Raw genomic sequence first — 22745 nt, forward strand, 5'->3', positions numbered from 1 at the left:
CCAGTAGAAAAATACTCAGGGGGAGTAGGGCGTGTTATGCTTTATCCGCCAGAAGAAGAAGGATGCAGAGATGTCACATACGGTTCGTCACAAGAAGATGTTATTGACTCGCCTGAAGAAAATTCAGGGGCAGAGCACCGCGCTGGAAAAAATGCTCAGTAACGACGAGCATGAGTGTGCTGAGGTATTACAGCAGCTGGCCGCGATCCGCGGTGCGGTGAATGGCATGATGCTGCAGGTGATCGAAGGCCATTTAACCGATCACGTCGTCAAAGAGCCTGAGGAAGATCAGCGTGAGGCCGATCTTGGCGTGGTTTTACAGGTGATCAAATCTTATCTGAAGTAGAAGGGGCGTTAAGGTTATTTTCTGCCCATGCCATAAATTCCGCTTTTGGCAGCGCCTTACTGTAGTACCAGCCTTGCCCGTATTGCACGCCGTGACGGTGCAGCCAGGCGAGCTGCCCTGCGGTTTCCACTCCCTCAGCAACCATCGCCAGCTTCAGTGATTTCGCCATTTCTATAATGTGTGGCGTTACGTTTTTGTACTCCAGCGCATCCACGAACGACTTATCAATTTTCAGCGTGTCGACGTCCAGATCCTGCAGATAGCTCAGGCTGGAATAGCCCGTGCCAAAATCATCGATGTAAATGGCGTGGCCCGAACGGCGAAAAGCGGCGATGGCCGGTGCGCTGATTTTGGGATCGGCAAAGCCGCGTTCGGTTAATTCAAGCGCTATTTGTTCCGGGCGGACTTGCCATTTATTGAGTAGCTGGCTCAGAAGCGGCGGCAGCTTGCCGGAGGTTAAATCTGCAGGCGCGAGGTTGACGGAGATATGCTGATCGGCATGGAGATGCAGCCAGTTGCCCATATCCTCGAACACTTTTTCGATCACCAGATGCGTGAGGCGCGAGATAAGCCCCGTTTGTTCCGCCAGCGGGACGAAACTGTCAGGCGACAGGCTACTCCCGTCAGGCTGAGGCCAGCGCGTTAGCGCCTCTGCGCCCACTATTTTCCCGCTACAGAGCGCCACAATAGGCTGGTAGTGAACCTCGAATTCGCGGTTATTGATGGCATCAAGCAGGCGGTTACGCGGTGACTGGATGCGACGCAATATCCGCAGAACAAACAGGGCGGCAAGCAGGCTTATCAGCATGCCAAACGGCAGCCAGAAAAGGAGCTGCCGGTGCCAGGTTTCCGCCAGCGGTTTCAGCGCAGCCCATGCAACAACGTTTATTCCCAGCTCCGGTACGGGCTTCATGACGTACATTGCACCGTTGTACTCAACACTGACCATCTCCTGATCTTTAATCATGTCGCGGATGTGCGGATCCAGTTTGCTGCTGCTGGAGAACACGAGATGTGTTGCGTTCGCTACCAGGGCGGCATCGATAGAAATATCGGCGAAGGGGATCACATCCACCAGCGAGGCGGGATCGACCAGTACAAGATAATGTCCTTGCCCCAGCACGGCCATGTTGCGGTTGAAACCGAGTTCATTTGGCCTCGTAAGCCACGCGCTATAGCCATCTTCCGTAATGCGCATGGGCGGCGGGAACGCAGTCGCTTTGCTGACCTGTTCCAGCGACGAGCACAGCGGTTTAAGGTTATCGGTGTAGATCACTTCCTGAACATAGAGCCACGAGAAGGCGATCCGGCGCATTTCCCGTAAATGCAAATGGCTACACGGAGGGCCTTTAAAGGTCTGCAGTTGCGTGAGCGCTTCCTTGGCCTGCCCAACAACCCTGTCCGTACGCAACAGCACGCGTGAGGCATAGCTGTCCAGCGCATCGACAAATTTTTCTTCCGCCTGGCGATGCGCCAGCCAGATACTGAGGCAAATCGGTATCAGCACAGAAAAGATCAGTATGCCAGTCACCAGGCTGACCAGATGTCGGGTTTTCATGCTGCCGTGTCCTTCCTCATATGCCCACTCCAGGGCACTGAGACGCTTGCCAGAGGAGAAAGTTTTTACCGCGAAATGATATAGTTATAGCACGTGAGCGTCATGGTTTTCGTTCCGCAGCAGCGAAATCAAAAAATATCGTCGGAAATGTGATGCACTCTCGGGGGTTGTTTTTACCGCAGAGCCTGGATATTATTTTGTTATGTTATAACAAAACATGAGTGATTCACGATGAAACCCAATATCCATCCAGCCTATCGCACCGTGGTGTTTCACGACACCAGTGCCAATGAATACTTTAAAGTTGGTTCAACCATCAAGACTGACCGCGAAATTGAACTCGACGGTGAAACCTATCCTTACATCACCGTCGAGGTCTCTTCAAAATCGCATCCGTTTTATACCGGCAAACAGAAAACCTTCTCGACGGATGGCAGCGCGGCGCGCTTCCGTAAACGTTTTGGCGGCTTTCTTAATGCGAAGCGGGGGTGATCATGCAGGTACTTAACTCGTTGCGGAGTGCGAAACAGCGTCACCCGGATTGCCAGATAGTCAAACGTAAGGGACGCCTGTATGTGATTTGCAAATCAAACCCGCGCTTTAAAGCGGTGCAGGGACGTAAAAAAAGACGCTAGACGCCCGTTTCACGCCAGCTTTCCAGGGATCTTTTCTGTTTGCCATCGGCAGTAAAATTGTCGGTGGCAAGCCAGCTTTCAAAGGCGCTCGCCAGCGCTGGCCACTCTTTGTCGATAATCGAAAACCAGTCCGTATCCCGGTTATGGCCTTTGGTGACCAGCGCCTGGCGAAAACGCCCCTCAAACAAAAAGCCCAGACGCAGCGCAGCCTTGCGGGAAGGCTCGTTCAGGCTGTTGCACTTCCACTCATAACGCCGGTAGCCCAGAGTATCGAACACGTATTGCATCAGCAGAAACTGCGCTTCGGTAGACATTGGCGTGCGGCTCAACAGCGGGGAAAAATGAACATGTCCCACCTCCACAACGCCATTTTTAGGGTCGATACGCATCAGGGCCAGGGTTCCCACCGGGGAGCGGGTCTGATTATCGAAGACGGTAAAGTGTATCGGGTCTGATAATTCACTCACGCTTGCCACCCATGCGGCAAATTCTCCTGCCGTGGCATCGGGTTCACGCAGAAGCCATGTCCAGCTTCGGGTATCCCCGGCGAGCGAATAAGCGGCAAACAGCGCACCGGCATGCTCCACCTGCAGCGGCTCAAGCCAGCAGTAGCGGCCCTGAAGGACCACCCGGGAAGGGTGCTGACGGGGCTGCCAGTCGATTAGCGCTTCGCCCACCGGCTGCCCAAACTGATTGAAAGTATTCATCTTCATCTCCGTGACGTTGTAAAGAGTTCCAGACTAGTGAAGAAGTGGTTCCTTAAAAAGGACCAACAGGCTATGTTTTGGTGGTACCACGAGGAGGGGCGATGAATATTCCAGGCGATGAACTGTATACCTTGCTGAATACGGCGCTGAAAAACCGCGGACAAGAGACGCTGCAGCGCACGCTTTATCTTTCATTGCGGGAGTACATATTGTCCGGCAGGTTACAGTCCGGTAGTCGCCTGTCTGGTTCCAGGACGCTGGCCGGGCACCTTTCCCTTTCCCGAAACACCGTTAATGGGGCACTGGAACAGCTCACCCTCGAAGGGTATCTGTTGCGTAGCCGCCAGGGAACGCGGGTGGCACCGCTGGCGGCCCGTCAGCTCGCGCAGGATTTACCGGCGCCCGCGGTTGCGCTTGCCGGGCGGGTTAGCGCACTGCCTGCCCCTGTACCGCGTAGCACGCCGGTTCTGGCCTTTACGCCGGGGACACCGGCCATCAACTATTTTCCCTTGCCGCTCTGGCGGCGCCTGTACGATCGCGTGTTGCGGGAGGAGGGAAGTACCCTGTTGGGCTACGGCGATCCCGCCGGGGAACCTGCTTTGCGGGCGGCCATTGCCCGCCACCTTGCGCTTTCCCGTGGGATTGACTGCGACGCCAGCCAGATTGTGATCACCGAAGGCGCACTGGAAGGTGTGAACCTCTGCACCCTGCTGTTGAGTGAGCCGGGCGATGTTGCCTGGGTGGAAGATCCCGGCTATGCCGGCGCAAAAAGCGCCTTTGTGAAAGCGGGTTTATCCATAACGGGAATACCGGTTGATGGAGAGGGCATGTGCTGGGAAGGAACAGAGGCGCCGTCCCCTTCGCTTATTTTTACTTCACCTTCACATCAGTTTCCGTACGGAAGTGTCCTCAGCGCGCGGCGGCGTCTGGCGTTACTGGATGTGGCGCGACAACATAACGCCTGGATTATCGAGGATGATTACGACAGCGAGTTTCGTTATAGCGGTGAGCCGGTACCGGCGATGCTGGGAATGATTAACCATGCGCCCGTTGTTTATCTGGGAACATTCAGCAAAACGTTATTCCCGTCGCTCAGAATGGGGTTTATGGTTTTCCCCCCGGCGCTGGCGAAAGCGGCACGCCCGGCCATCGGTTCGTTATTGCGCGGTGGGCATCGCGCCGAGCAGCGTACCCTGGCGCTGTTCATTGAAGAGGGCCACTATGCGCGCCATTTGGCAGCCATGCGTCGTCTCTATCGTAAACGCTACCGGCAGTTGCGTGAGGCTCTGAATGCGGAGCTTCATGTACCACACCGGATTCTGGCGGGGGAAGGGGGCATGCATCTGACGGTGGCGATTGACGGAATCGACGACAGGCAACTGGTGGAACAGGCCAGGGCGTATCAGCTGGCTCCGGCGGCATTGAGCGGGTATTACCTTGATACAAAACAGGGGCAGAGCGGTCTGGTATTAGGCTACGGGAACACATCCGCTTCACTGTATGCGTCGGCTATCCGACGCATACAGATACTGATCACGCAACAGCAGGGCGGGAAAGGGTAAAGACATCATAGAAAGAGAGCTGGCCTTTGGTTGAGACCATTTTTTGCAGTTTCTCTTTTTGTTCGGTTTCTACCGCAGGGGAGTGCAGAATGCTGTCGATCAGCTCCGGCGGGACAAAACGGGTGTTGTACCACTCGCCGTTATAGCAGACCCGGAAATCGAGCACGTCGATATCTTCATAACGATAGCGCGGATGCACATCAAAAAAGAAAAACGCGTTAAATACCACAAACAGCACCACAAGCAGCCAGACGGAGTCCACCAGCGTTTCGGATTTCAGCATGACAATCAGCGTTGCCAGCCAGGCGGCATACATTGCGACAAACAGGCCTGGATGTTTGCGAATAAAGCTAATGCTAAAGCGCGGGCGATTATCGCGCTTTTCGCGGATGTTGAGATCGTCGATGGTGGCGGTAAGCAGGCGCTGTATTTCGGTCATTTTTTGCCTTCATGATTGTTGAATACAGGGGATCTGCCTATTTTAGGGGAGCCATTTGACTGAAAAAAGTAACAGTTATGTGCTGAAAGACCATAACAGTTGACTCCCCACATCCTCACAGCATTTTGATAATTTTCGCCGGATTACCCCCGACGACGGCATTGGCCGGGACATCTTTTGTCACCACAGCGCCGGAGGCAATCACCACATTATCTCCCACCGTGACGCCCGGGTTAATCACCGCTCGTCCGCCGATCCAGACATTATTGCCAATGCGCACGGGTTTACCGTATTCCACTCCGCTGTTGCGTTCTTCGGCATCCAGCGGGTGGGTGGCCGTATAAATATGCACGCCTGGCGCAAGCATACAGTTATCACCAATATGAATAGGGCAGACATCGAGCATCACGCAGTCGAAGTTAGCGTAAAATTCTTTGCCCAGGAAAATGTTATAGCCATAGTCACAACGGAAAGCTGGCTCAATATAAGCCCCTTCACTTTGCCCCAGCAGTTCCGCCAGAATCTTCTGGCGTTCTGTTTTCTCATCGGGGGCGGAGTGGTTATAGCGGTGAACCAGATGGCGGGCGCGCAGTCGGTCGGCCCGTAATGTTTCATCACCAGGACGGTAATGTTCACCCGCAATCATTTTCTGTTTTTCTACGCTCATAGGATGCCTCTCTGGGTTCGATTACCGCAGGGTAATCGGGATAAGCCAGGAAGGGAACGTTCCCGAAAAGCGCGTGTGACTAAAGTCACAACATTGTTGCTAATGATCACGTTTTACACGGAGACCTGGCTTTAACACCGGGATCGTAATTCGAAAGGTATAAACAACTAAGAGAGTGGCGTAGAACCTCTACAGACACACTGCAACAATTAACGGACAAATTTCCACACAGAAGGCGGGATTTTGTCATACAGTTTATTCATGGTCAGCTCGGCAAGGCGATGGTCAGCGGCTGAATAAAATACGGTCAGTTCATTATCAGAAAGCTCGTATTTATTTTTTTCAATCACGCGTTCGAGTGTGTCAATTGACTGACAACGTCGTAAGCGCATCAAATAATCGGTTTTTGTGAGTGGTTTATCAGACATAAATTCACCTTAGTCATTGTAATAATTTTAACAGGAAAGGCTAACCGGGTTAGCTCTGCTCACGTTGACGAAACAGCGGAATAGCCGGTTTCCAGATTTACGCCATTTCTGCAAATCCTGCGCGTTAATGCCGTAGCTGCTGAACAACATAAAGGTGTCATCCAGGTATTCGTCAATTTGCTCAATCAGTTTATTATCGTCATTGTACTTAATTTTATAATTAAGTGCGAAGGTCGCGATATGCTCTATCAACTCATTCAATTGCAAATTGATGGCCGATGTTGGATCGTTCACCCAGCCATGATTACTTTCATCAAGATTGGCAAGGCAGTCATGGTACAAGGATTCGCAGAGAAATTTCAACTGCGCGATATCATGCCTTTTTGGCGAGTACTCGTCCATAGCGCATCCCCTTCTGAGTGATTTCTTACTCACCGAACATCATTGTCGGGATGGATACAACCTACTTAGCTCTACGGGTGCTGTGCTCCTGTTCACTCTAACTATAAGCCACTCTGATCAGGATTTCACCGCGCTATTACGAAAAATTACAATTAAAATCAGAGTCTGCGAGCGTTTACGCAATAGTACATCCTAAGATGAACACTTTTATCCAAATTAACGCTGGTTTTTTTTCGCTTCCTTACGTTTCATTGATTTAGCGTAAACACGCGGAAAAAGTCCGGATTCAGAATTTTCTTTGTATGGACTTGTTATTAGGAATATTCCTAATAAGTTAAGCGGCGAAATGGAATTAAAACAATCCTGAGTTCGCCCATTAAGTTTTCTGCTAATTATGATATGCCTTTTAAACATGGCATAAAATAAATAAAACGACAATAAGCGTATTTTATGATTTTTTTCAGAAATGAAAAAGGCCGCTAATGCGGCCTTTTTATCATGTGAAACCGGTATCAGTGAGGTTCTACCGAATGACTGTGTTCAATATCTTCATTCTTCCGGCTGAAGCGGCGGCGAACCACCACAAAGAACACCGGTACGAAGAAGATAGCCAGTACGGTCGCGGTGATCATACCGCCCATTACCCCGGTACCTACCGCGTTCTGTGCGCCGGAACCCGCACCAGAGCTGATAACCAGCGGCAGTACCCCGAGGATAAATGCCAGTGAGGTCATCAGAATAGGACGCAGACGCATACGAACAGCTTCAAGCGTGGCTTCGATCAGGCCTTTACCTTCTTTCTCCATCAGATCTTTGGCGAATTCGACGATAAGTATCGCGTTCTTCGCCGACAAGCCAATGGTTGTCAGCAGGCCTACCTGGAAGTACACGTCGTTGGTCAGCCCACGGAACGTTGCGGCCAGCAGCGCACCGATAACCCCCAATGGCACCACCAGCATAACGGAGAACGGAATTGACCAGCTCTCATACAGTGCCGCCAGACACAGGAACACCACAATCAGTGAAATGGCGTACAGAGCAGGGGCCTGGTTACCGGACAGACGTTCCTGATAGGACATACCGGTCCAGTCATAGCCAATACCCGCAGGCAGTTTGCTGGCTAACTCTTCCATCAGGTTCATGGCTTCACCGGTGCTTCGACCCGGCGCGGCTTGCCCCAGAATTTCCATGGATGGCAGCCCGTTATAACGTTCCAGACGCGGTGAACCGTATTCCCAGCGCGACGTCGAGAAGGCTGAGAACGGCACCATCTGGCCATCGCTGCCGCGAACGTACCAGTTGTTGATATCGTTCGGCAACATACGGTATTGCGCTTCAGACATCACGTACACTTTCTTCACACGGCCGCGGTCGATGAAGTCGTTAACGTAGCTACCGCCCCAGGCTGCGCCCAGTGTAGTATTGATGTCGCTGATGGATACACCCAGCGCCTGCGCTTTCTCCTGGTCGATGTCGATCTTGTACTGCGGCGTATCTTCCAGGCCGTTAGGACGCACGCCGACCAGCAGGTCAGGGTGTTTAGCCACTTCGCCAAACAGCTGGTTACGCGCCTGAGTCAGTTTCTCGTGGCCCAGACCGCCCTGGTCAATCAGCTGGAAGTCGAAACCGGTCGCCGTACCCAGTTCAACGATCGCTGGCAGGTTAAAGGCGAAGACCATCGCATCTTTAATCTGCGAGAAGGTGCCCATTGCACGGCCGGTGATCGCTTCAACCTTGTTCTCTTCGCCCGGACGTTCAGACCAGTCTTTCAGTGAAACGAAGGCGATACCGGTGTTCTGGCCACGACCCGCAAAGCCAAAGCCGTTAACCGCAAACACGGATTCAACGTTCGCTTTTTCTTTGGTGAGGTAGTAGTCCGTCACTTCATCCAGCACTTTCTGGGTACGTTCTTGCGATGCACCCGCCGGAAGCTGCGCCATCGTCAGGAATACGCCCTGGTCTTCATCTGGCAGGAACGAGCTTGGCAGACGAACGAACAGATAGGCCATGCCCACCACGATGATGATATAGAGCAGCAGATAACGACCGGTGCTGCGCAGAATGTTCCCTACGCTGTCGGTATAGTGGTGCGTACTCTTATCAAACATGCGGTTAAACCAGCCGAAGAACCCTTTGTGCTCGCCGTGACCACCTTTCTGAATCGGTTTCAGCATGGTTGCACACAGCGCAGGCGTCAGGATCAGCGCCACCAGCACCGACAGCGCCATCGCAGAAACGATAGTGATGGAGAACTGACGGTAAATCGCACCGGTAGAGCCCCCGAAGAAGGCCATCGGAATAAATACGGCGGACAGCACCATCGCGATACCGACGAGCGCGCCCTGGATCTGGCCCATGGATTTACGGGTTGCTTCCTTCGGCGGCAGACCTTCTTCCGCCATGACGCGCTCGACGTTTTCTACGACCACGATGGCGTCATCCACCAGCAAGCCGATGGCGAGCACCATCCCGAACATCGTCAGGGTGTTTATCGAGTAGCCAAATATTGCCAGTATGGCGAAGGTTCCGAGCAAGACGACCGGTACGGCGATGGTTGGAATCAGCGTCGCGCGGAAGTTCTGCAGGAACAGATACATCACCAGGAAGACCAGGATGATCGCTTCTACCAGGGTTTTAACCACTTCGTGAATCGAAATTTTAACGAATGGCGTGGTGTCATACGGATAAACGATCTTCAGACCTGACGGGAAGAACGGTTCCATCTTCTTCAGTTCTGCACGGATAGCCGTTGCGGTGTCCAGGGCGTTAGCACCGGTCGCCAGTTTGATACCCAGACCGGAAGCCGGTTTGCCGTTAAACTTCGCAATGATGTCGTAGTTTTCGCCACCCAACTCCACTTTTGCCACGTCACGCAGGCGAACCTGCGAACCGTCCTGATTCACTTTCAGCAGAATTTTGCTGAATTCATCGGCGGAGGTCAGACGGGTTTGCGCGATGATGGACGCGTTAAGCTGCTGGCCTTTCACCGGCGGCGTACCGCCTAACTGACCGGCTGCAACCTGGGCGTTCTGTGCTTTAATGGCGTTGATGACGTCAACCGGCGTCAGCTGGAAGTTGTTCAGTTTGTTCGGGTCCATCCAGATACGCATCGCGTACTGGGAACCAAACAGCTGAACGTCACCCACACCTGAAGTACGGCTGATGGCGTCCTTCATGTTGGCGCCCACGTAGTCGGAAATATCCTCCTGCGTCATGGTGCCGTTGGTGTTGATAACGCCAACAACCATCAGGAAGCTACTGGACGATTTCTCGACGCTCACACCCTGCTGTTGTACTTCCTGCGGCAGCAGCGGCATCGCCAGCTGCAGTTTGTTCTGCACCTGAACCTGCGCGATGTCAGCATCAGTACCAGACTCGAAGGTCAGGGTGATCTGAACCGTACCGGTGGAGTCACTGTTTGAGGACATGTACATCAGGTTATCGATACCGTTCATGTTCTGTTCGATAACCTGCGTAACGGTATCCTGCACCGTTTTCGCATCCGCCCCCGGGTAGGTTGCGGAGATCGTCACCGCCGGTGGCGCAATGGTCGGATATTGCGCAACAGGCAGCTTCAGGATCGCAAGTCCCCCGGCCAGCATGATAATAATGGCGATCACCCATGCGAATATGGGGCGATCGATAAAGAAATTAGGCATGTCTTAACGGCTCCTGTTTAAGTTAAGACTTGGTTTGTTCTGACTGGCCAGCGGCCGAAGCTTGTTGTTTATCGTCAGACTTCACTTCCTGTGCTTTAACCTGCGCGCCAGGACGAACTTTTTGCAAACCAGTAACAATCACGCGATCGCCATCTTTCAGACCGTCCGTCACCAGCCATTTATCGCCAATCGCCTGCGTAGCAGTGATATTGCGCATTTCGACTTTGTCACCAGCGCCAACAACCAGTGCGCTCGCATCGCCGCGTGGCGTACGGGTCACACCCTGCTGTGGAACCAGAAGTGCGGTTGGGTTAGTGCCTTCTTCCAGACGTGCGCGAACGAACATACCTGGCAACAGGGTGTGGTCAGGGTTCGGGAAGATCGCACGTAAGGTGATGGAACCGGTGGTCTGGTCGACCGTCACATCAGAGAATTCCAGCGTGCCCGCCTGTGGATATTTGATGCCGTCGTTAGTGACCAGCTCCACTTTGGCTTTACCGTTCTCCTGCTTCAGGGTGCCGTTTGCCAGCTCTTGTTTCAGTCGCAGGAAATCGTTGCTGGACTGCGTCACGTCAACGTAGATCGGATCAAGCTGCTGCACGGTTGCCATCGCTGTGGCCTGACCGTTTTGTACCAGCGCCCCTTCGGTCACGGAGGACTTACCAATACGACCGCTGATAGGGGAGGTCACTTTGGTATAGGCCAGGTTGATGCGCGCGGTTTCGACAGCTGCTTTTGCTGCCACAACGGCCGCGTTAGCCTGCTGTGCATCCGCCAGGGCTGTGTCGTAGTCCTGTTGGCTGATGTACTGCGTACCGAGCAGTTTTTTGTAACGATTCAACGTCAGCTGAGAGATTTTGGCCGCCGCTTCCGCTTTCGCCAGGTCGCCTTTCGCGCTTTCATACGACGCCTGATACGTTGCGGGATCAATCTGATAAAGAGACTCACCGGCTTGCACATCGCCGCCTTCGGTAAAGTTACGTTTCAGGATAATGCCGCTCACCTGAGGACGAACTTCTGCAATGCGATAAGCACTTGTGCGGCCAGGCAATTCGGTGGTGATCTGAAGAGGTTCGGATTTGAGCGTCACAACGCCAACTTCTGGCATCTGCTGCGCTCCTTGTTGAGCCTGTTTGTCGTCACATCCTGTAAGCGCTAAGCTGCCTGAGAGCATCAGAACGACCGCCAGAGGCGTTAACCCTCTGTTTTTGTTCATATGTAAACCTCGAGTGTCCGATTTCAAATTGATCAATGGTCCTGAGTCCAAAAACCCATTGCTGCGTTTATATTATCGTCATGCTATGGTACATACATTCACAAATGTATGTAAATCTGACGCCTGTAAATTCACCCACTTATGGCACGAAAAACCAAACAACAAGCGCTTGAAACCCGACAACACATTCTGGATGTGGCAATCCGCTTATTTTCTCAGCAAGGTGTTTCGTCAACCTCGCTGGCACAGATTGCTCAGGCCGCTGGCGTTACGCGGGGAGCGATTTACTGGCATTTTAAAGACAAGTCAGATCTGTTCAGTGAAATCTGGGAGCTTTCAGAGTCCAGCATTAGCGATCTCGAGAGTGAGTATCGGGCAAAATTCCCTGACGATCCACTCTCAGTATTAAGAGAAATATTAGTATATATCCTTGAAGCGACGGTAGTTGAAGAGCGCCGTCGGTTAATGATGGAAATTATTTTCCATAAATGTGAGTTTGTGGGAGAGATGGCTGTTGTGCAGCAGGCGCAGCGCAGCCTTAGCCTGGAAAGCTATGATCGCATTGAACAGAACCTGAACCAGTGCATGCAGGCTAAACTGCTACCGGCCAATCTCCTGACCCGCCGGGCGGCTATTCTGATGCGCAGCTACATTTCGGGCCTGATGGAAAACTGGCTTTTTGCCCCGCAATCCTTTGACTTAAAAGCGGAAGCCCGCAGCTACGTGGCGATTTTACTGGAAATGCTACAGCTCTGCCCGACGCTGCGCAGCGACGCGCCTTCGCTCACTGCCTGAGCCATTTCCAGGATTTATCTCAGAGGCTCACGTTCGCGCTATTCTGCTTCAGGCGAGCGTGATATTCTGCACGCCGGACTATTTTCGGTCATCTTCTGACATCACTCACGACTATGCTGCACACCAATCGCTCGCAACATCCTGTTCTTGTACTACTCTTCGCGACGCTGTTTTTCTTCGCAACGGCACCGCTTTCCTGGGCCCGCGCCGATAACGGCAATGACATTCCATCACGTGCTGATGTTCAGTCGCAGCTCGACGCCCTGAATAAACAAAAAGATCTCACGCCGCAGGACAAACTCGTTCAGCAGGATCTGACGGAAACGCTGGAATCACTGGATAAAATCGATCGCGTTAAAGCGGAAACTACCCAGCTTCGTCAGAAGGTGGCGCAGGCGCCTGAAAACATGCGTAAAGCAACGGATTCGCTAAATGCCCTGAGCGACGTGGATAACGACGACGAAACGCGCAAAACGCTGGCAACGCTGTCGCTGCGTCAGCTGGAGTCACGCGTCGCACAGCTGCTCGACGACCTGCAAACCGCACAGTCGGATCTCGCCACCTACAACAGTCAGCTTGTCTCTTTGCAGACTCAGCCCGAGCGCGTACAAAACGCAATGTACGCCGCGTCTCAGCAGCTGCAGCAAATCCGTAACCGCCTGAACGGCACCACGGTGGGTGAAGGCACGCTGCGCCCGACGCAGCAAACGCTGCTGCTGGTTCAGCAGTCGTTACTGAATGCGCAAATTGAACAGCAGCGTAAAAGCCTGGAAGGGAATACGGTGCTGCAGGACACGCTACAAAAACAGCGTGATTACGTGACCGCTAACATTAACCGTCTGGAACACCAGCTTCAGCTGTTGCAGGAGGCGGTGAACAGCAAGCGCCTGACGCTGACGGAAAAAACCGCCCAGGAGGCGGTATCGCCGGACGAAACCGCCCGCATCCAGGCCAATCCGCTGGTGAAGCAGGAGCTCGATGCGAACCATCAGCTGAGCGAGCGCCTGATTCAGGCGACCGAAAACGGTAACTCGCTGGTTCAACAGAACATTAAAGTTAAAAACTGGCTGGACCGCGCGCTCCAGGCGGAACGTAACATCAAAGAGCAAATTGCGGTGCTGAAAGGCAGCCTTCTGCTGTCACGCATTCTTTACCAGCAACAGCAGACGCTGCCCTCTGCCGACGAGCTGGAGGACATGACCAACCGCATTGCGGATTTACGTCTGGAACAGTTTGACGTCAACCAGCAGCGCGATGCCCTTTTCCAGAGCGATACCTTTGTCGCCAAAATAGAAGAGGGTCACTCCAGTGAAGTGAACCCGGAAGTGCACGACGCGCTGTTGCAGGTGGTGGATATGCGCCGCGAGCTGCTTGACCAGCTCAATAAACAGCTGGGTAACCAGCTGATGATGGCGATTAACCTGCAGATCAACCAGCAGCAGCTGGTGAGCGTTTCTAAAAGTCTGCAGGAGATTTTGACCCAGCAGATTTTCTGGGTTAACAGCAACAAACCGATGGACTGGGACTGGGTTAAATCCTTCCCCGAAACGCTGAAAACGCAGATTAAAAGCATGAAAATCACCGGGAACTGGGAGAAAGCCTGGCCCGCGGTGATGATTGCCTTCCTGGCGGGATTACCGCTGCTGCTGATTGCGGGCGTGATCCGCTGGCGTCTGGGATGGCTGAAGAACTATCAGGCGAAGCTGGCCTCAGAAGTGGGGCAACTGCGAAATGACAGCCAGTTGCATACGCCAAAAGCGATTCTGATCGATCTCATTCGCGCGCTGCCGGTGTGCCTGATCATCCTGGCGGTTGGCCTGATCCTGCTCACCATGCAGCTCAACGTCAGCGATTTGCTGTGGGCCTTCAGTAAAAAGCTGGCCCTGTTCTGGCTGGTGTTTGGTCTGTGCTGGAAGGTGCTGGAAAAAGACGGCGTGGCGGTGCGTCACTTCAATATGCCACAGCAACTGACCAGCCACTGGCGTCGTCAGATTGTCCGCATCAGCCTGGCGCTCCTGCCGCTGCACTTCTGGTCGGTGGTTTCCGAGCTTTCTCCGCTGCATCTGATGGATGACGTTCTGGGTCAGCTGGTCATTCTGCTGAACCTGCTGTTGATTGCCATCCTGATGTGGCCGATGTGCCGCGATAGCTGGCGTGATAAAGAGTCCCACAACCTGCGCCTCGCCACCGTCACGGTGTTGGCAATCATTCCGCTGGCGCTGATGGTGCTCACGGCGACGGGCTACTTCTACACCACGCTGCGTCTGTCCGGCCGCTGGATAGAAACCGTCTATCTGGTGATTGTCTGGAACCTGCTCTACCAGACCGTGCTGCGCGGCTTGAGCGTGGCGGCTCGCCGTATCGCTTATCGCCGCGCCATTGCGCGTCGTCAGCATCAGGTGAAAGAGGGCGCCGAAGGCGCGGAGCCGCAGGAAGAGCCGACCATCGCGCTGGAGCAGGTTAACCAGCAGACGCTGCGTATCACCATGCTGGTGATGATTGCCCTGTTCGCGGTGATGTTCTGGGCCATCTGGTCTGATTTGATTACCGTCTTTGCCTATCTCGACAGTATCACCCTCTGGCAGTACAGCGGGACCGAAGCAGGCGCTGCGGTGATGAAGAGCGTCACCATGGGCAGCCTGCTGTTTGCGGTGGTGTCGTCGATGGTGGCCTGGGCGCTGATTCGAAACCTGCCGGGTCTGCTGGAGGTGCTGGTGCTGTCGCGCCTGAACCTGCGTCAGGGGGCGTCCTATGCCATTACCACCATCCTCAACTACGTCATTATTATTGTCGGGGCGATGACGGTCTTCGGCTCGCTGGGCGTGTCATGGGACAAACTGCAGTGGCTGGCGGCAGCGCTCTCTGTGGGTCTCGGTTTTGGCCTGCAGGAGATTTTCGGTAACTTCGTTTCCGGCCTGATCATCCTGTTCGAACGTCCGGTGCGAATTGGCGATACGGTGACCATCGGGACCTTCTCCGGTACCGTCAGCAAGATCCGCATTCGTGCGACCACCATTACCGACTTCGATCGCAAAGAGGTGATCATCCCGAACAAAGCGTTCGTGACCGAGCGTTTGATCAACTGGTCGCTCTCTGATACGACGACGCGTGTGGTGATCCGCCTCGGCGTAGCCTACGGTTCGGATCTGGATAAGGTGAAAGAGGTATTGCTGAAGGCCGCAAAAGAGCATCCAAAGGTTATGCACGAGCCGGCGCCAGACGTCTTCTTCACCACCTTCGGGGCGAGCACGCTGGATCACGAGCTGCGTTTATACGTGCGTGAGCTTCGCGATCGCAGCTACACCGTGGATGAACTGAACCGCTCCATCGATCGTCTGTGCCGTGAAAACAATATCAATATTGCTTTCAACCAGCTTGAGGTTCACCTGCATAACGAGAAAGGTGACGAGCATACGGAAGTGAAGCGTGAGATTAAGGGTGACGATCCGACTCCCGCCTGAACTATTTTCCCTCTCCCTGTGGAAGAGGGTTAGGGTGAGGGCAACCGGCCTTCACCTTTCCCTCAAAATCCCGCCGCACAATCTCCAGTGCCTTCAGCACCGTCTCAGCCGGGATCTCATGATTCTCCAGCAGCATAATCAAATCGACGGCCAGTTTGACCTCATCGGGGGCATTTTCCAGCGACATGTGTGGCTCCTTTTAACGGGTCAGGCGTTCAATGACGCGTTCGATCTCATCCAGCGCCTGACGGCAGCGGACAAGACGTCCATCCAGCGCGTCGATTTCACGCATCAATAACTGCTGCTCTTCCAGTGTTTCACTGTTGTTCAGACGTGCTTCCCGCTCGCGCTTCATCTCAAACAGACGGCGTTCAAACTCCTGGTGCTCCAGCCGTTTGCGCTGCCATTTACCGAGGCCGGGCGACGCGCTATCCCAGGTACGCAGGGGCCAGGCTGCGATCTCCCGGTGCAGGGCGGTGATCTGACTGGTGAGATGCTCCGCAAGCCAGGCCACCTGCTCATGTTTACCGTCATTCACGGACTGTCGCAGTTCGTCGAGGTTGGTCTGCGCCTCATCAAGATAGTCTTTCATCAGCGTACTACGCGTATGAAATAACTGCCGGTCAAAGCGCGGTTTGAGCGTCGCATGCTGCATCAACGGTGACGCCTGGGTGCGCAGGGCAACGAGCTGATTTTGCAGCGTCTCTAAAAGCAGGGCTATTTTCAAGGCGCGCTCCAGTGGTAAAGTAGCCGTTCAGTTTGATAACGATTCGCATTATGCAGCGTACTATTTTAATCATCATTGGCTGGCTGGCGGTAGTGTTAGGCACCCTGGGCGTGGTTTTGCCACTTTTGCCCACGACGCCGTTTATTCTGCTGGCAGCCTGGTGTTTTGCCCGCTCATCCCCGCGTTTTCATCACTGGCTGCTGTATCGCTCGTGGTTTGGCGGCTATCTGCGCCACTGGCAGAAACACCGGGCCATGCCGCCTGGCGCAAAGCCGCGTGCGATTGCAGTCATCCTCATCACCTTCGCCATTTCATTATGGCTGGTGAAAATGATGTGGGTGCGGATCCTGCTGCTGGTTATCCTGACCTGCCTGCTTATCTTCATGTGGCGGATCCCCGTGGTTGATGAAAAGCAACAAAAGCACTGAAGCCTTATAATGGCTGTTGCAATTATTGCGCGCAGCCAGTAAATTCGACCGTTTTCGAGCACAGGCGCGCCTGGTTAAAGGTTAAACAATTGTTACCTTTACCGCCTCTTTGCGCGCTGTGAGTAACATTGTTTCATTTAGGCACAAACCGATGACCGCAACTGCACAGCAGCTTGAATATCTGAAAAACAGCATTAAAAGCATCCAGGACTATCCAAAACCTGGCATTCTTTTCCGTGATGTCACCAGCTTGCTGGAAGACCCGAAAGCGTACGCGCTCAGCATTGAACTGCTGGTAGAGCGTTATAAAAACGCCGGGATCACCAAAGTAGTAGGTACCGAAGCCCGTGGCTTCCTGTTTGGCGCACCGGTGGCGCTGGCAATGGGCGTAGGTTTTGTGCCAGTGCGTAAGCCGCGCAAACTGCCGCGTGAAACCATCGCGGAGAGCTATGAGCTGGAATACGGCACCGATCAGCTGGAAATCCACGTTGATGCCATTAAGCCTGGCGACAAAGTGCTGGTGGTGGACGATCTGCTGGCAACCGGTGGCACTATCGAAGCGACCGTGAAGCTGATTCGTCGCCTGGGTGGTGAAGTGACCGATGCGGCCTTCATCATCAATCTGTTCGATCTGGGCGGCGAACAGCGCCTGGAAAAACAGGGTATTACCAGCTACAGCCTGGTGCCTTTCCCGGGTCATTAATCCCGTTTCTCACAACCTCGCTCAATGGGTGAGGTTGTGATAGCATTCCCCTCCATTAATTCACCTTCCAGCGTTGCAGAGCCTGCCCATGAGTTATCAGGTGTTAGCCCGTAAATGGCGACCACAAACCTTTGCCGACGTTGTCGGTCAGGAACATGTGCTGACGGCCCTGGCGAACGGCTTGTCGCTAGGTCGTATCCATCACGCCTATCTCTTCTCCGGTACCCGCGGCGTCGGTAAAACCTCTATTGCCCGTTTGCTGGCAAAAGGTCTGAACTGCGAAACCGGGATCACCGCCACGCCGTGTGGCGTGTGTGACAACTGCCGTGAGATCGAGCAGGGGCGCTTTGTCGATCTGATCGAGATCGACGCCGCCTCGCGCACCAAAGTTGAAGATACCCGTGACCTGTTGGATAACGTGCAGTACGCCCCGGCGCGTGGCCGCTTCAAGGTCTATCTGATCGATGAAGTGCACATGCTGTCACGTCACAGCTTCAACGCCCTGCTGAAAACGTTGGAAGAGCCGCCTGCGCATGTGAAATTCCTGCTGGCGACCACCGATCCGCAAAAGCTGCCGGTGACGATTCTGTCGCGCTGTTTGCAGTTCCATCTGAAGGCGCTGGACGTTGAACAGATCCGTACTCAGCTGGAACACATTCTCGACGAAGAGAAGATTGTCCACGAGCCGCGCGCCCTGCAACTGCTGGCCCGTGCAGCGGACGGCAGCCTGCGCGATGCGCTCAGTCTGACGGATCAAGCCATTGCCAGCGGTGACGGTAAACTGTCGACGGAGGCGGTCAGCACCATGCTCGGCACGCTGGATGACGACCAGGCGCTGTCCCTGATTGAAGCCACGATCGCCGCGAACGGTGAGCGCGTCATGTCGCTGGTGAATGCCGCTGCAGCCCGTGGCGTCGAGTGGGAAGCCCTACTGGTCGAGATGCTTAGCCTGCTGCACCGTGTAGCGATGCTTCAGCTCTCTCCGTCAGCGATGGGGGCGGATATGGCGGCCATTGAACAGCGGATGCGTGAGCTTGCCCGTACCGTGCCGCCTGCTGACGTACAGCTTTATTACCAGACCTTGCTGATTGGCCGTAAAGAGCTGCCGTTTGCGCCGGATCCTAGAATGGGCGTTGAAATGACGCTGCTGCGTGCGCTGGCGTTCCACCCGCGTATGCCGCTGCCAGAGCCTGAAGTGCCCCGGCAGTCATTCGCCCCGACCGCTCCAACGGCAGTGATGTCCCCGCAGCAGGTGCCAGCACAGCCGGCAGCGCCGCCGCAAAATGTACCGCTGTCGGATGCCACCAGTTCGGTGCTTGCCGCCCGCAGCCAGTTGCAGCGAGCGCAGGGAGCAACCAAACCAAAAAAGAGTGAACCGGCAGCGCCAGGAAGAGCGCGGCCGGTAAACAACGCCGCGCTTGAACGACTGGCCTCGGTAACGGAGCGCGTACAGGCGCGCCCGGCACCGTCCGCGCTCGAGCAAAAAGCCCCGGTGAAAGAAGAGGCTTACCGCTGGAAGTCGACGACCATCGTCGAAGAGGTGAAGAAAGAGGTCGCCACGCCAAAAGCGCTGAAGAAAGCGCTGGAGCATGAAAAAACACCGGAGCTTTCCGCGAAGCTCGCGGAAGAGTCTATCGCGCGTGACGCCTGGGCCGCGGAGGTCAGTAAACTGCAACTGCCTAAGCTGGTCGAGCAGGTCGCGCTGAATGCCTGGAAAGAGCAGGACGGTAATCAGGTGCGTCTGCATCTGCGTCCCGGTCAACGGCACCTGAACTCCCCCGGCGCACAAAAAGCGCTGGCGGAGGCGCTGGCCACATTACAGGGTGCACCGGTTGAATTGACTATCATTGAAGATGATAATCCGGCGGTGCGAACGCCACTGGAGTGGCGCCAGGCCATTTATGAAGAGAAACTCGCGCAGGCGCGTGAGTCGATTATTGCGGATAACAACATCCAGACCCTGCGCCGGTTCTTCGACGCCGATCTGGATGAAGAGAGTATTCGCCCCATTTGATCGTGAGTCTGACTTACGGTTGTCATCGTTAAACGTGAAAGAGAGAGAAGCCTATGTTTGGTGGAAAAGGCGGTCTGGGTGGCCTGATGAAGCAGGCTCAGCAGATGCAGGAAAAAATGCAGAAGGTGCAGGAAGAGATCGCTCAGCTGGAAGTCACGGGTGAATCCGGTGCCGGTCTGGTCAAGGTGACCATCAACGGTGCGCATAACTGCCGCCGCGTTGAAATCGATCCAAGCCTGCTCGAAGACGACAAAGAGATGCTGGAAGATCTGGTTGCAGCCGCGTTCAACGATGCCGCTCGCCGTATCGACGAAACCCAGAAAGAGAAAATGGCCTCTGTATCCAGCGGTATGCAACTGCCGCCGGGCTTCAAGATGCCGTTCTGATGCAAACCAGTCCGCTGCTCACGCAGTTAATGGAAGCGTTGCGCTGCCTGCCGGGCGTAGGCCCGAAGTCGGCGCAGCGTATGGCGTTTACGCTATTGCAGCGCGACCGCAGCGGCGGGATGCGCCTGGCGCAGGCTCTGACCCGCGCCATGTCAGAAATTGGTCACTGTGCGGATTGCCGTACTTTTACCGAGCAGGACGTCTGTAATATTTGCTCGAATCCGCGTCGTCAGGAGAACGGTCAGATTTGCGTGGTGGAGAGTCCGGCGGACATCTATGCCATCGAACAAACCGGGCAGTTCTCTGGCCGCTATTTCGTGCTGATGGGGCATCTCTCCCCGCTGGACGGTATTGGCCCGGATGATATCGGTCTTGATCGCCTTGAACAGCGTCTGGAGTCCGAGACCATCAAAGAGGTGATCCTCGCCACCAACCCCACGGTGGAAGGGGAGGCAACCGCCAACTACATCGCCGAGCTGTGCGCGCAGTACGGCGTTGACGCCAGCCGTATCGCTCACGGCGTGCCGGTTGGCGGCGAGCTGGAGATGGTGGACGGCACCACGCTGTCGCACTCTCTGGCCGGACGTCACAAGATTATTTTCTGACCAAACGGAGGCGGCATTCGCAGCCTCCGCTTGAAAATTTCCCTGCTTATCCCCATCTCTCCCTCAACGTTTTACAACCCCATTAAATGGCATTGTTGAGGTCGACTTAGATGAAAGGACAAGAAACCCGTGGTTTCCAGTCAGAAGTAAAACAGCTTCTGCACCTGATGATCCATTCCCTGTATTCCAACAAAGAAATCTTCCTGCGTGAGCTGATTTCCAACGCCTCCGATGCGGCGGACAAGCTGCGTTTCCGCGCGCTGTCTAACCCGGATCTGTATGAAGGCGACGGCGAGCTGCGTGTGCGCGTCTCTTTCAATAAAGAGAACCGTACCCTGACCATCGCCGATAACGGCATCGGCATGAACCGCGACGAGGTGATCGACCACCTCGGGACTATCGCCAAATCCGGGACCAAAGCGTTCCTGGAATCAATGGGCTCTGACCAGGCGAAAGACAGCCAGCTGATCGGCCAGTTCGGTGTGGGCTTCTATTCGGCGTTTATCGTGGCGGACAAAGTGACCGTGCGTACACGTGCGGCGGGCGACAGCGCGGAAAACGGCGTGTTCTGGGAATCCAAAGGTGAAGGTGAATACACCGTTGATGACATCACCAAAGCGGATCGCGGCACCGAAATCACCCTGCACCTGCGTGAAGGCGAAGACGATTTCCTGAACGACTGGCGCGTGCGCTCCATCATCAGCAAATATTCCGACCACATTGCCCTGCCGGTTGAGATTGAAAAACAGGAAGAGAAAGACGGTGAAACCGTGGTCTCCTGGGAGAAAATCAACAAGGCGCAGGCACTGTGGACGCGCAATAAGGCTGAAATCAAGGACGACGAATACAACGAGTTCTACAAACACATCGCCCACGACTTTACCGATCCGCTGACCTGGAGCCATAACCGTGTGGAAGGTAAGCAGGAGTACACCAGCCTGCTGTATATCCCGTCGCAGGCACCGTGGGATATGTGGAACCGCGATCACAAGCACGGTCTGAAGCTTTACGTTCAGCGTGTCTTCATCATGGACGACGCCGAGCAGTTCATGCCGAACTACCTGCGCTTTGTCCGTGGCCTGATAGATTCCAACGATCTGCCGCTGAACGTCTCCCGTGAAATTCTGCAGGACAGCACCGTGACCCGCAACCTGCGTAACGCGCTGACCAAACGTACGCTGCAGATGCTGGAAAAACTGGCGAAAGACGACGCGGAAAAATACCAGACCTTCTGGAAGCAGTTTGGCCTGGTGCTGAAAGAAGGCCCGGCGGAAGACACCGCGAACGTAGAAGCGATCGCCAAACTGCTGCGCTTTGCCTCTACGCACACTGACTCCTCCGCGCAGACCGTGTCGCTGGAAGAGTACGTTTCCCGCATGAAAGAATGGCAGGAGAAGATCTACTACATCACCGCCGACAGCTACGCCGCGGCGAAGAGCAGCCCGCACCTGGAGCTGCTGCGTAAGAAAGGCATCGAAGTGCTGCTGCTTTCTGACCGCATCGACGAGTGGATGATGAACTACCTGACCGAGTTCGACGGTAAGCCATTCCAGTCTGTTGCCAAAGCCGATGAATCCATCGACAAGCTGGCGGATGAAGTGGATGAAAGCGCGAAAGAAGCCGAGAAGGCGCTGGAGCCGTTCGTCGAGCGCGTGAAAACCCTGCTGGGCGACCGTGTGAAAGAGGTGCGCTTCACCCACCGTCTGACCGATACGCCGGCGATTGTGACTACCGATGCGGACGAAATGGGTACCCAGATGGCGAAACTGTTCGCCGCGGCAGGTCAGGCGATGCCAGAAGTGAAATATATCTTCGAGCTCAACCCGGATCACCCGCTGGTGAAACGCGCGGCGGATACCCAGGACGAAACCCGCTTTGCTGAGTGGGTTGAACTGCTGCTGGATCAGTCTCTGCTGGCCGAGCGCGGCACGCTGGAAGATCCTAACCTCTTCATTAAACGTGTGAATGCGCTGCTGCTGGCGTAATTGACCACGCCTCCCCTGGTCT

General features: G+C 54.6%; 22 protein-coding genes and 1 other annotated feature. Of the genes, 12 read left to right on the top strand and 10 right to left on the bottom strand.

From position 1 onward, the window contains the following. The first annotated feature begins 70 nt into the window (after positions 1-70). Positions 71-346, top strand: a complete 276-nt coding sequence (locus ACMWKA_RS17400; RefSeq protein ID WP_014830896.1) for a metal/formaldehyde-sensitive transcriptional repressor — start codon at positions 71-73, stop codon at positions 344-346. Here the strand turns inward: ACMWKA_RS17400 and ACMWKA_RS17405 are convergent. After that, entirely contained in the window at positions 327-1904 is a 1578-nt protein-coding gene (locus ACMWKA_RS17405) for an EAL domain-containing protein (RefSeq protein ID WP_045292923.1), read from the bottom strand. The genes ACMWKA_RS17400 and ACMWKA_RS17405 overlap by 20 nt on opposite strands. Positions 1905-2135: 231 nt before the next feature. Here ACMWKA_RS17405 and ACMWKA_RS17410 point away from each other — a divergent pair, with 231 nt between their 5' ends. Together ACMWKA_RS17410 and ykgO are read left to right on the top strand one after the other, a co-directional pair. Beyond that, a complete protein-coding gene (locus ACMWKA_RS17410; RefSeq protein ID WP_139937107.1) occupies positions 2136-2396 on the top strand; it encodes a type B 50S ribosomal protein L31 in 261 nt (86 codons plus the stop codon). A gap of 2 nt (positions 2397-2398) precedes the next feature. After that, complete coding sequence (gene ykgO, locus ACMWKA_RS17415) at positions 2399-2539, top strand: type B 50S ribosomal protein L36 (RefSeq protein ID WP_003859006.1); 141 nt, start codon at positions 2399-2401, stop codon at positions 2537-2539. Here the strand turns inward: ykgO and ACMWKA_RS17420 are convergent. Further along, on the bottom strand, positions 2536-3246 hold the full coding sequence (locus tag ACMWKA_RS17420; protein WP_023620096.1) for a GNAT family N-acetyltransferase: 711 nt from the start codon (positions 3244-3246) through the stop codon (positions 2536-2538). The genes ykgO and ACMWKA_RS17420 overlap by 4 nt on opposite strands. A 101-nt stretch (positions 3247-3347) precedes the next feature. Here ACMWKA_RS17420 and ACMWKA_RS17425 point away from each other — a divergent pair, with 101 nt between their 5' ends. Then, a complete protein-coding gene (locus tag ACMWKA_RS17425; protein WP_414760457.1) occupies positions 3348-4808 on the top strand; it encodes a PLP-dependent aminotransferase family protein in 1461 nt (486 codons plus the stop codon). Here the strand turns inward: ACMWKA_RS17425 and ACMWKA_RS17430 are convergent. The 6 genes from ACMWKA_RS17430 to acrA all read right to left on the bottom strand — a co-directional run bounded on the left by ACMWKA_RS17430 (position 4780) and on the right by acrA (position 11619). Beyond that, complete coding sequence (locus ACMWKA_RS17430; RefSeq protein ID WP_013095887.1) at positions 4780-5247, bottom strand: YlaC family protein; 468 nt, start codon at positions 5245-5247, stop codon at positions 4780-4782. The genes ACMWKA_RS17425 and ACMWKA_RS17430 overlap by 29 nt on opposite strands. A gap of 115 nt (positions 5248-5362) precedes the next feature. Continuing rightward, entirely contained in the window at positions 5363-5914 is a 552-nt protein-coding gene (gene maa / locus ACMWKA_RS17435) for a maltose O-acetyltransferase (protein ID WP_013095888.1), read from the bottom strand. 209 nt (positions 5915-6123) lie between these two features. After that, positions 6124-6342, bottom strand: a complete 219-nt coding sequence (locus tag ACMWKA_RS17440; protein WP_013095889.1) for an HHA domain-containing protein — start codon at positions 6340-6342, stop codon at positions 6124-6126. A gap of 27 nt (positions 6343-6369) precedes the next feature. Beyond that, complete coding sequence (gene tomB, locus ACMWKA_RS17445; RefSeq protein WP_102751746.1) at positions 6370-6744, bottom strand: Hha toxicity modulator TomB; 375 nt, start codon at positions 6742-6744, stop codon at positions 6370-6372. 512 nt (positions 6745-7256) lie between these two features. After that, entirely contained in the window at positions 7257-10403 is a 3147-nt protein-coding gene (gene acrB / locus ACMWKA_RS17450; protein WP_013095890.1) for a multidrug efflux RND transporter permease subunit AcrB, read from the bottom strand. A gap of 22 nt (positions 10404-10425) precedes the next feature. After that, a complete protein-coding gene (acrA, locus tag ACMWKA_RS17455; RefSeq protein WP_023620093.1) occupies positions 10426-11619 on the bottom strand; it encodes a multidrug efflux RND transporter periplasmic adaptor subunit AcrA in 1194 nt (397 codons plus the stop codon). Positions 11620-11760: 141 nt separating this feature from the next. Between acrA and acrR the strand changes: the two genes are divergently transcribed. Together acrR and mscK are read left to right on the top strand one after the other, a co-directional pair. Then, entirely contained in the window at positions 11761-12414 is a 654-nt protein-coding gene (gene acrR, locus ACMWKA_RS17460; RefSeq protein ID WP_013095892.1) for a multidrug efflux transporter transcriptional repressor AcrR, read from the top strand. A 113-nt stretch (positions 12415-12527) separates the two neighbouring features. Then, a complete protein-coding gene (gene mscK, locus ACMWKA_RS17465) occupies positions 12528-15875 on the top strand; it encodes a mechanosensitive channel MscK (protein WP_414760458.1) in 3348 nt (1115 codons plus the stop codon). 1 nt (position 15876) lies between these two features. Here the strand turns inward: mscK and rsmS are convergent, their stop codons facing one another. Together rsmS and priC are read right to left on the bottom strand one after the other, a co-directional pair. Continuing rightward, positions 15877-16062, bottom strand: a complete 186-nt coding sequence (gene rsmS, locus ACMWKA_RS17470; protein WP_023620091.1) for a pleiotropic regulatory protein RsmS — start codon at positions 16060-16062, stop codon at positions 15877-15879. Between the two features lie 12 nt (positions 16063-16074). Beyond that, a complete protein-coding gene (gene priC / locus ACMWKA_RS17475) occupies positions 16075-16602 on the bottom strand; it encodes a primosomal replication protein N'' (protein WP_038982799.1) in 528 nt (175 codons plus the stop codon). 50 nt (positions 16603-16652) lie between these two features. On the opposite strand from priC, the gene ACMWKA_RS17480 reads away from it, so the two are divergent. The 6 genes from ACMWKA_RS17480 to htpG all read left to right on the top strand — a co-directional run bounded on the left by ACMWKA_RS17480 (position 16653) and on the right by htpG (position 22723). Then, positions 16653-17030, top strand: a complete 378-nt coding sequence (locus tag ACMWKA_RS17480) for a DUF454 family protein (RefSeq protein WP_013095896.1) — start codon at positions 16653-16655, stop codon at positions 17028-17030. A gap of 151 nt (positions 17031-17181) precedes the next feature. Then, positions 17182-17733 (top strand): adenine phosphoribosyltransferase, encoded by a 552-nt coding sequence (gene apt, locus ACMWKA_RS17485; RefSeq protein ID WP_000127359.1) that lies wholly within the window; start codon positions 17182-17184, stop codon positions 17731-17733. An 88-nt stretch (positions 17734-17821) separates the two neighbouring features. Beyond that, a complete protein-coding gene (dnaX, locus tag ACMWKA_RS17490) occupies positions 17822-19747 on the top strand; it encodes a DNA polymerase III subunit gamma/tau (protein ID WP_045902399.1) in 1926 nt (641 codons plus the stop codon). Further along, positions 19077-19141, top strand: a sequence feature (DnaX frameshifting element). (Overlaps the previous gene by 65 nt.) A gap of 53 nt (positions 19748-19800) precedes the next feature. Continuing rightward, complete coding sequence (locus ACMWKA_RS17495) at positions 19801-20133, top strand: YbaB/EbfC family nucleoid-associated protein (RefSeq protein WP_414760459.1); 333 nt, start codon at positions 19801-19803, stop codon at positions 20131-20133. Then, entirely contained in the window at positions 20133-20738 is a 606-nt protein-coding gene (gene recR, locus ACMWKA_RS17500) for a recombination mediator RecR (RefSeq protein WP_013095898.1), read from the top strand. Before ACMWKA_RS17495 ends, recR begins: the two co-directional genes overlap by 1 nt. A gap of 110 nt (positions 20739-20848) precedes the next feature. Next, positions 20849-22723, top strand: coding sequence for a molecular chaperone HtpG (gene htpG, locus ACMWKA_RS17505; protein WP_414760460.1), 1875 nt, complete (start codon positions 20849-20851; stop codon positions 22721-22723). The last annotated feature ends 22 nt before the right edge of the window (positions 22724-22745 follow it).

The organism is Enterobacter sp. 03-F-07-AD-ECC (genome assembly GCF_047530935.1).
Lineage (GTDB): Bacteria > Pseudomonadota > Gammaproteobacteria > Enterobacterales > Enterobacteriaceae > Enterobacter > Enterobacter cloacae.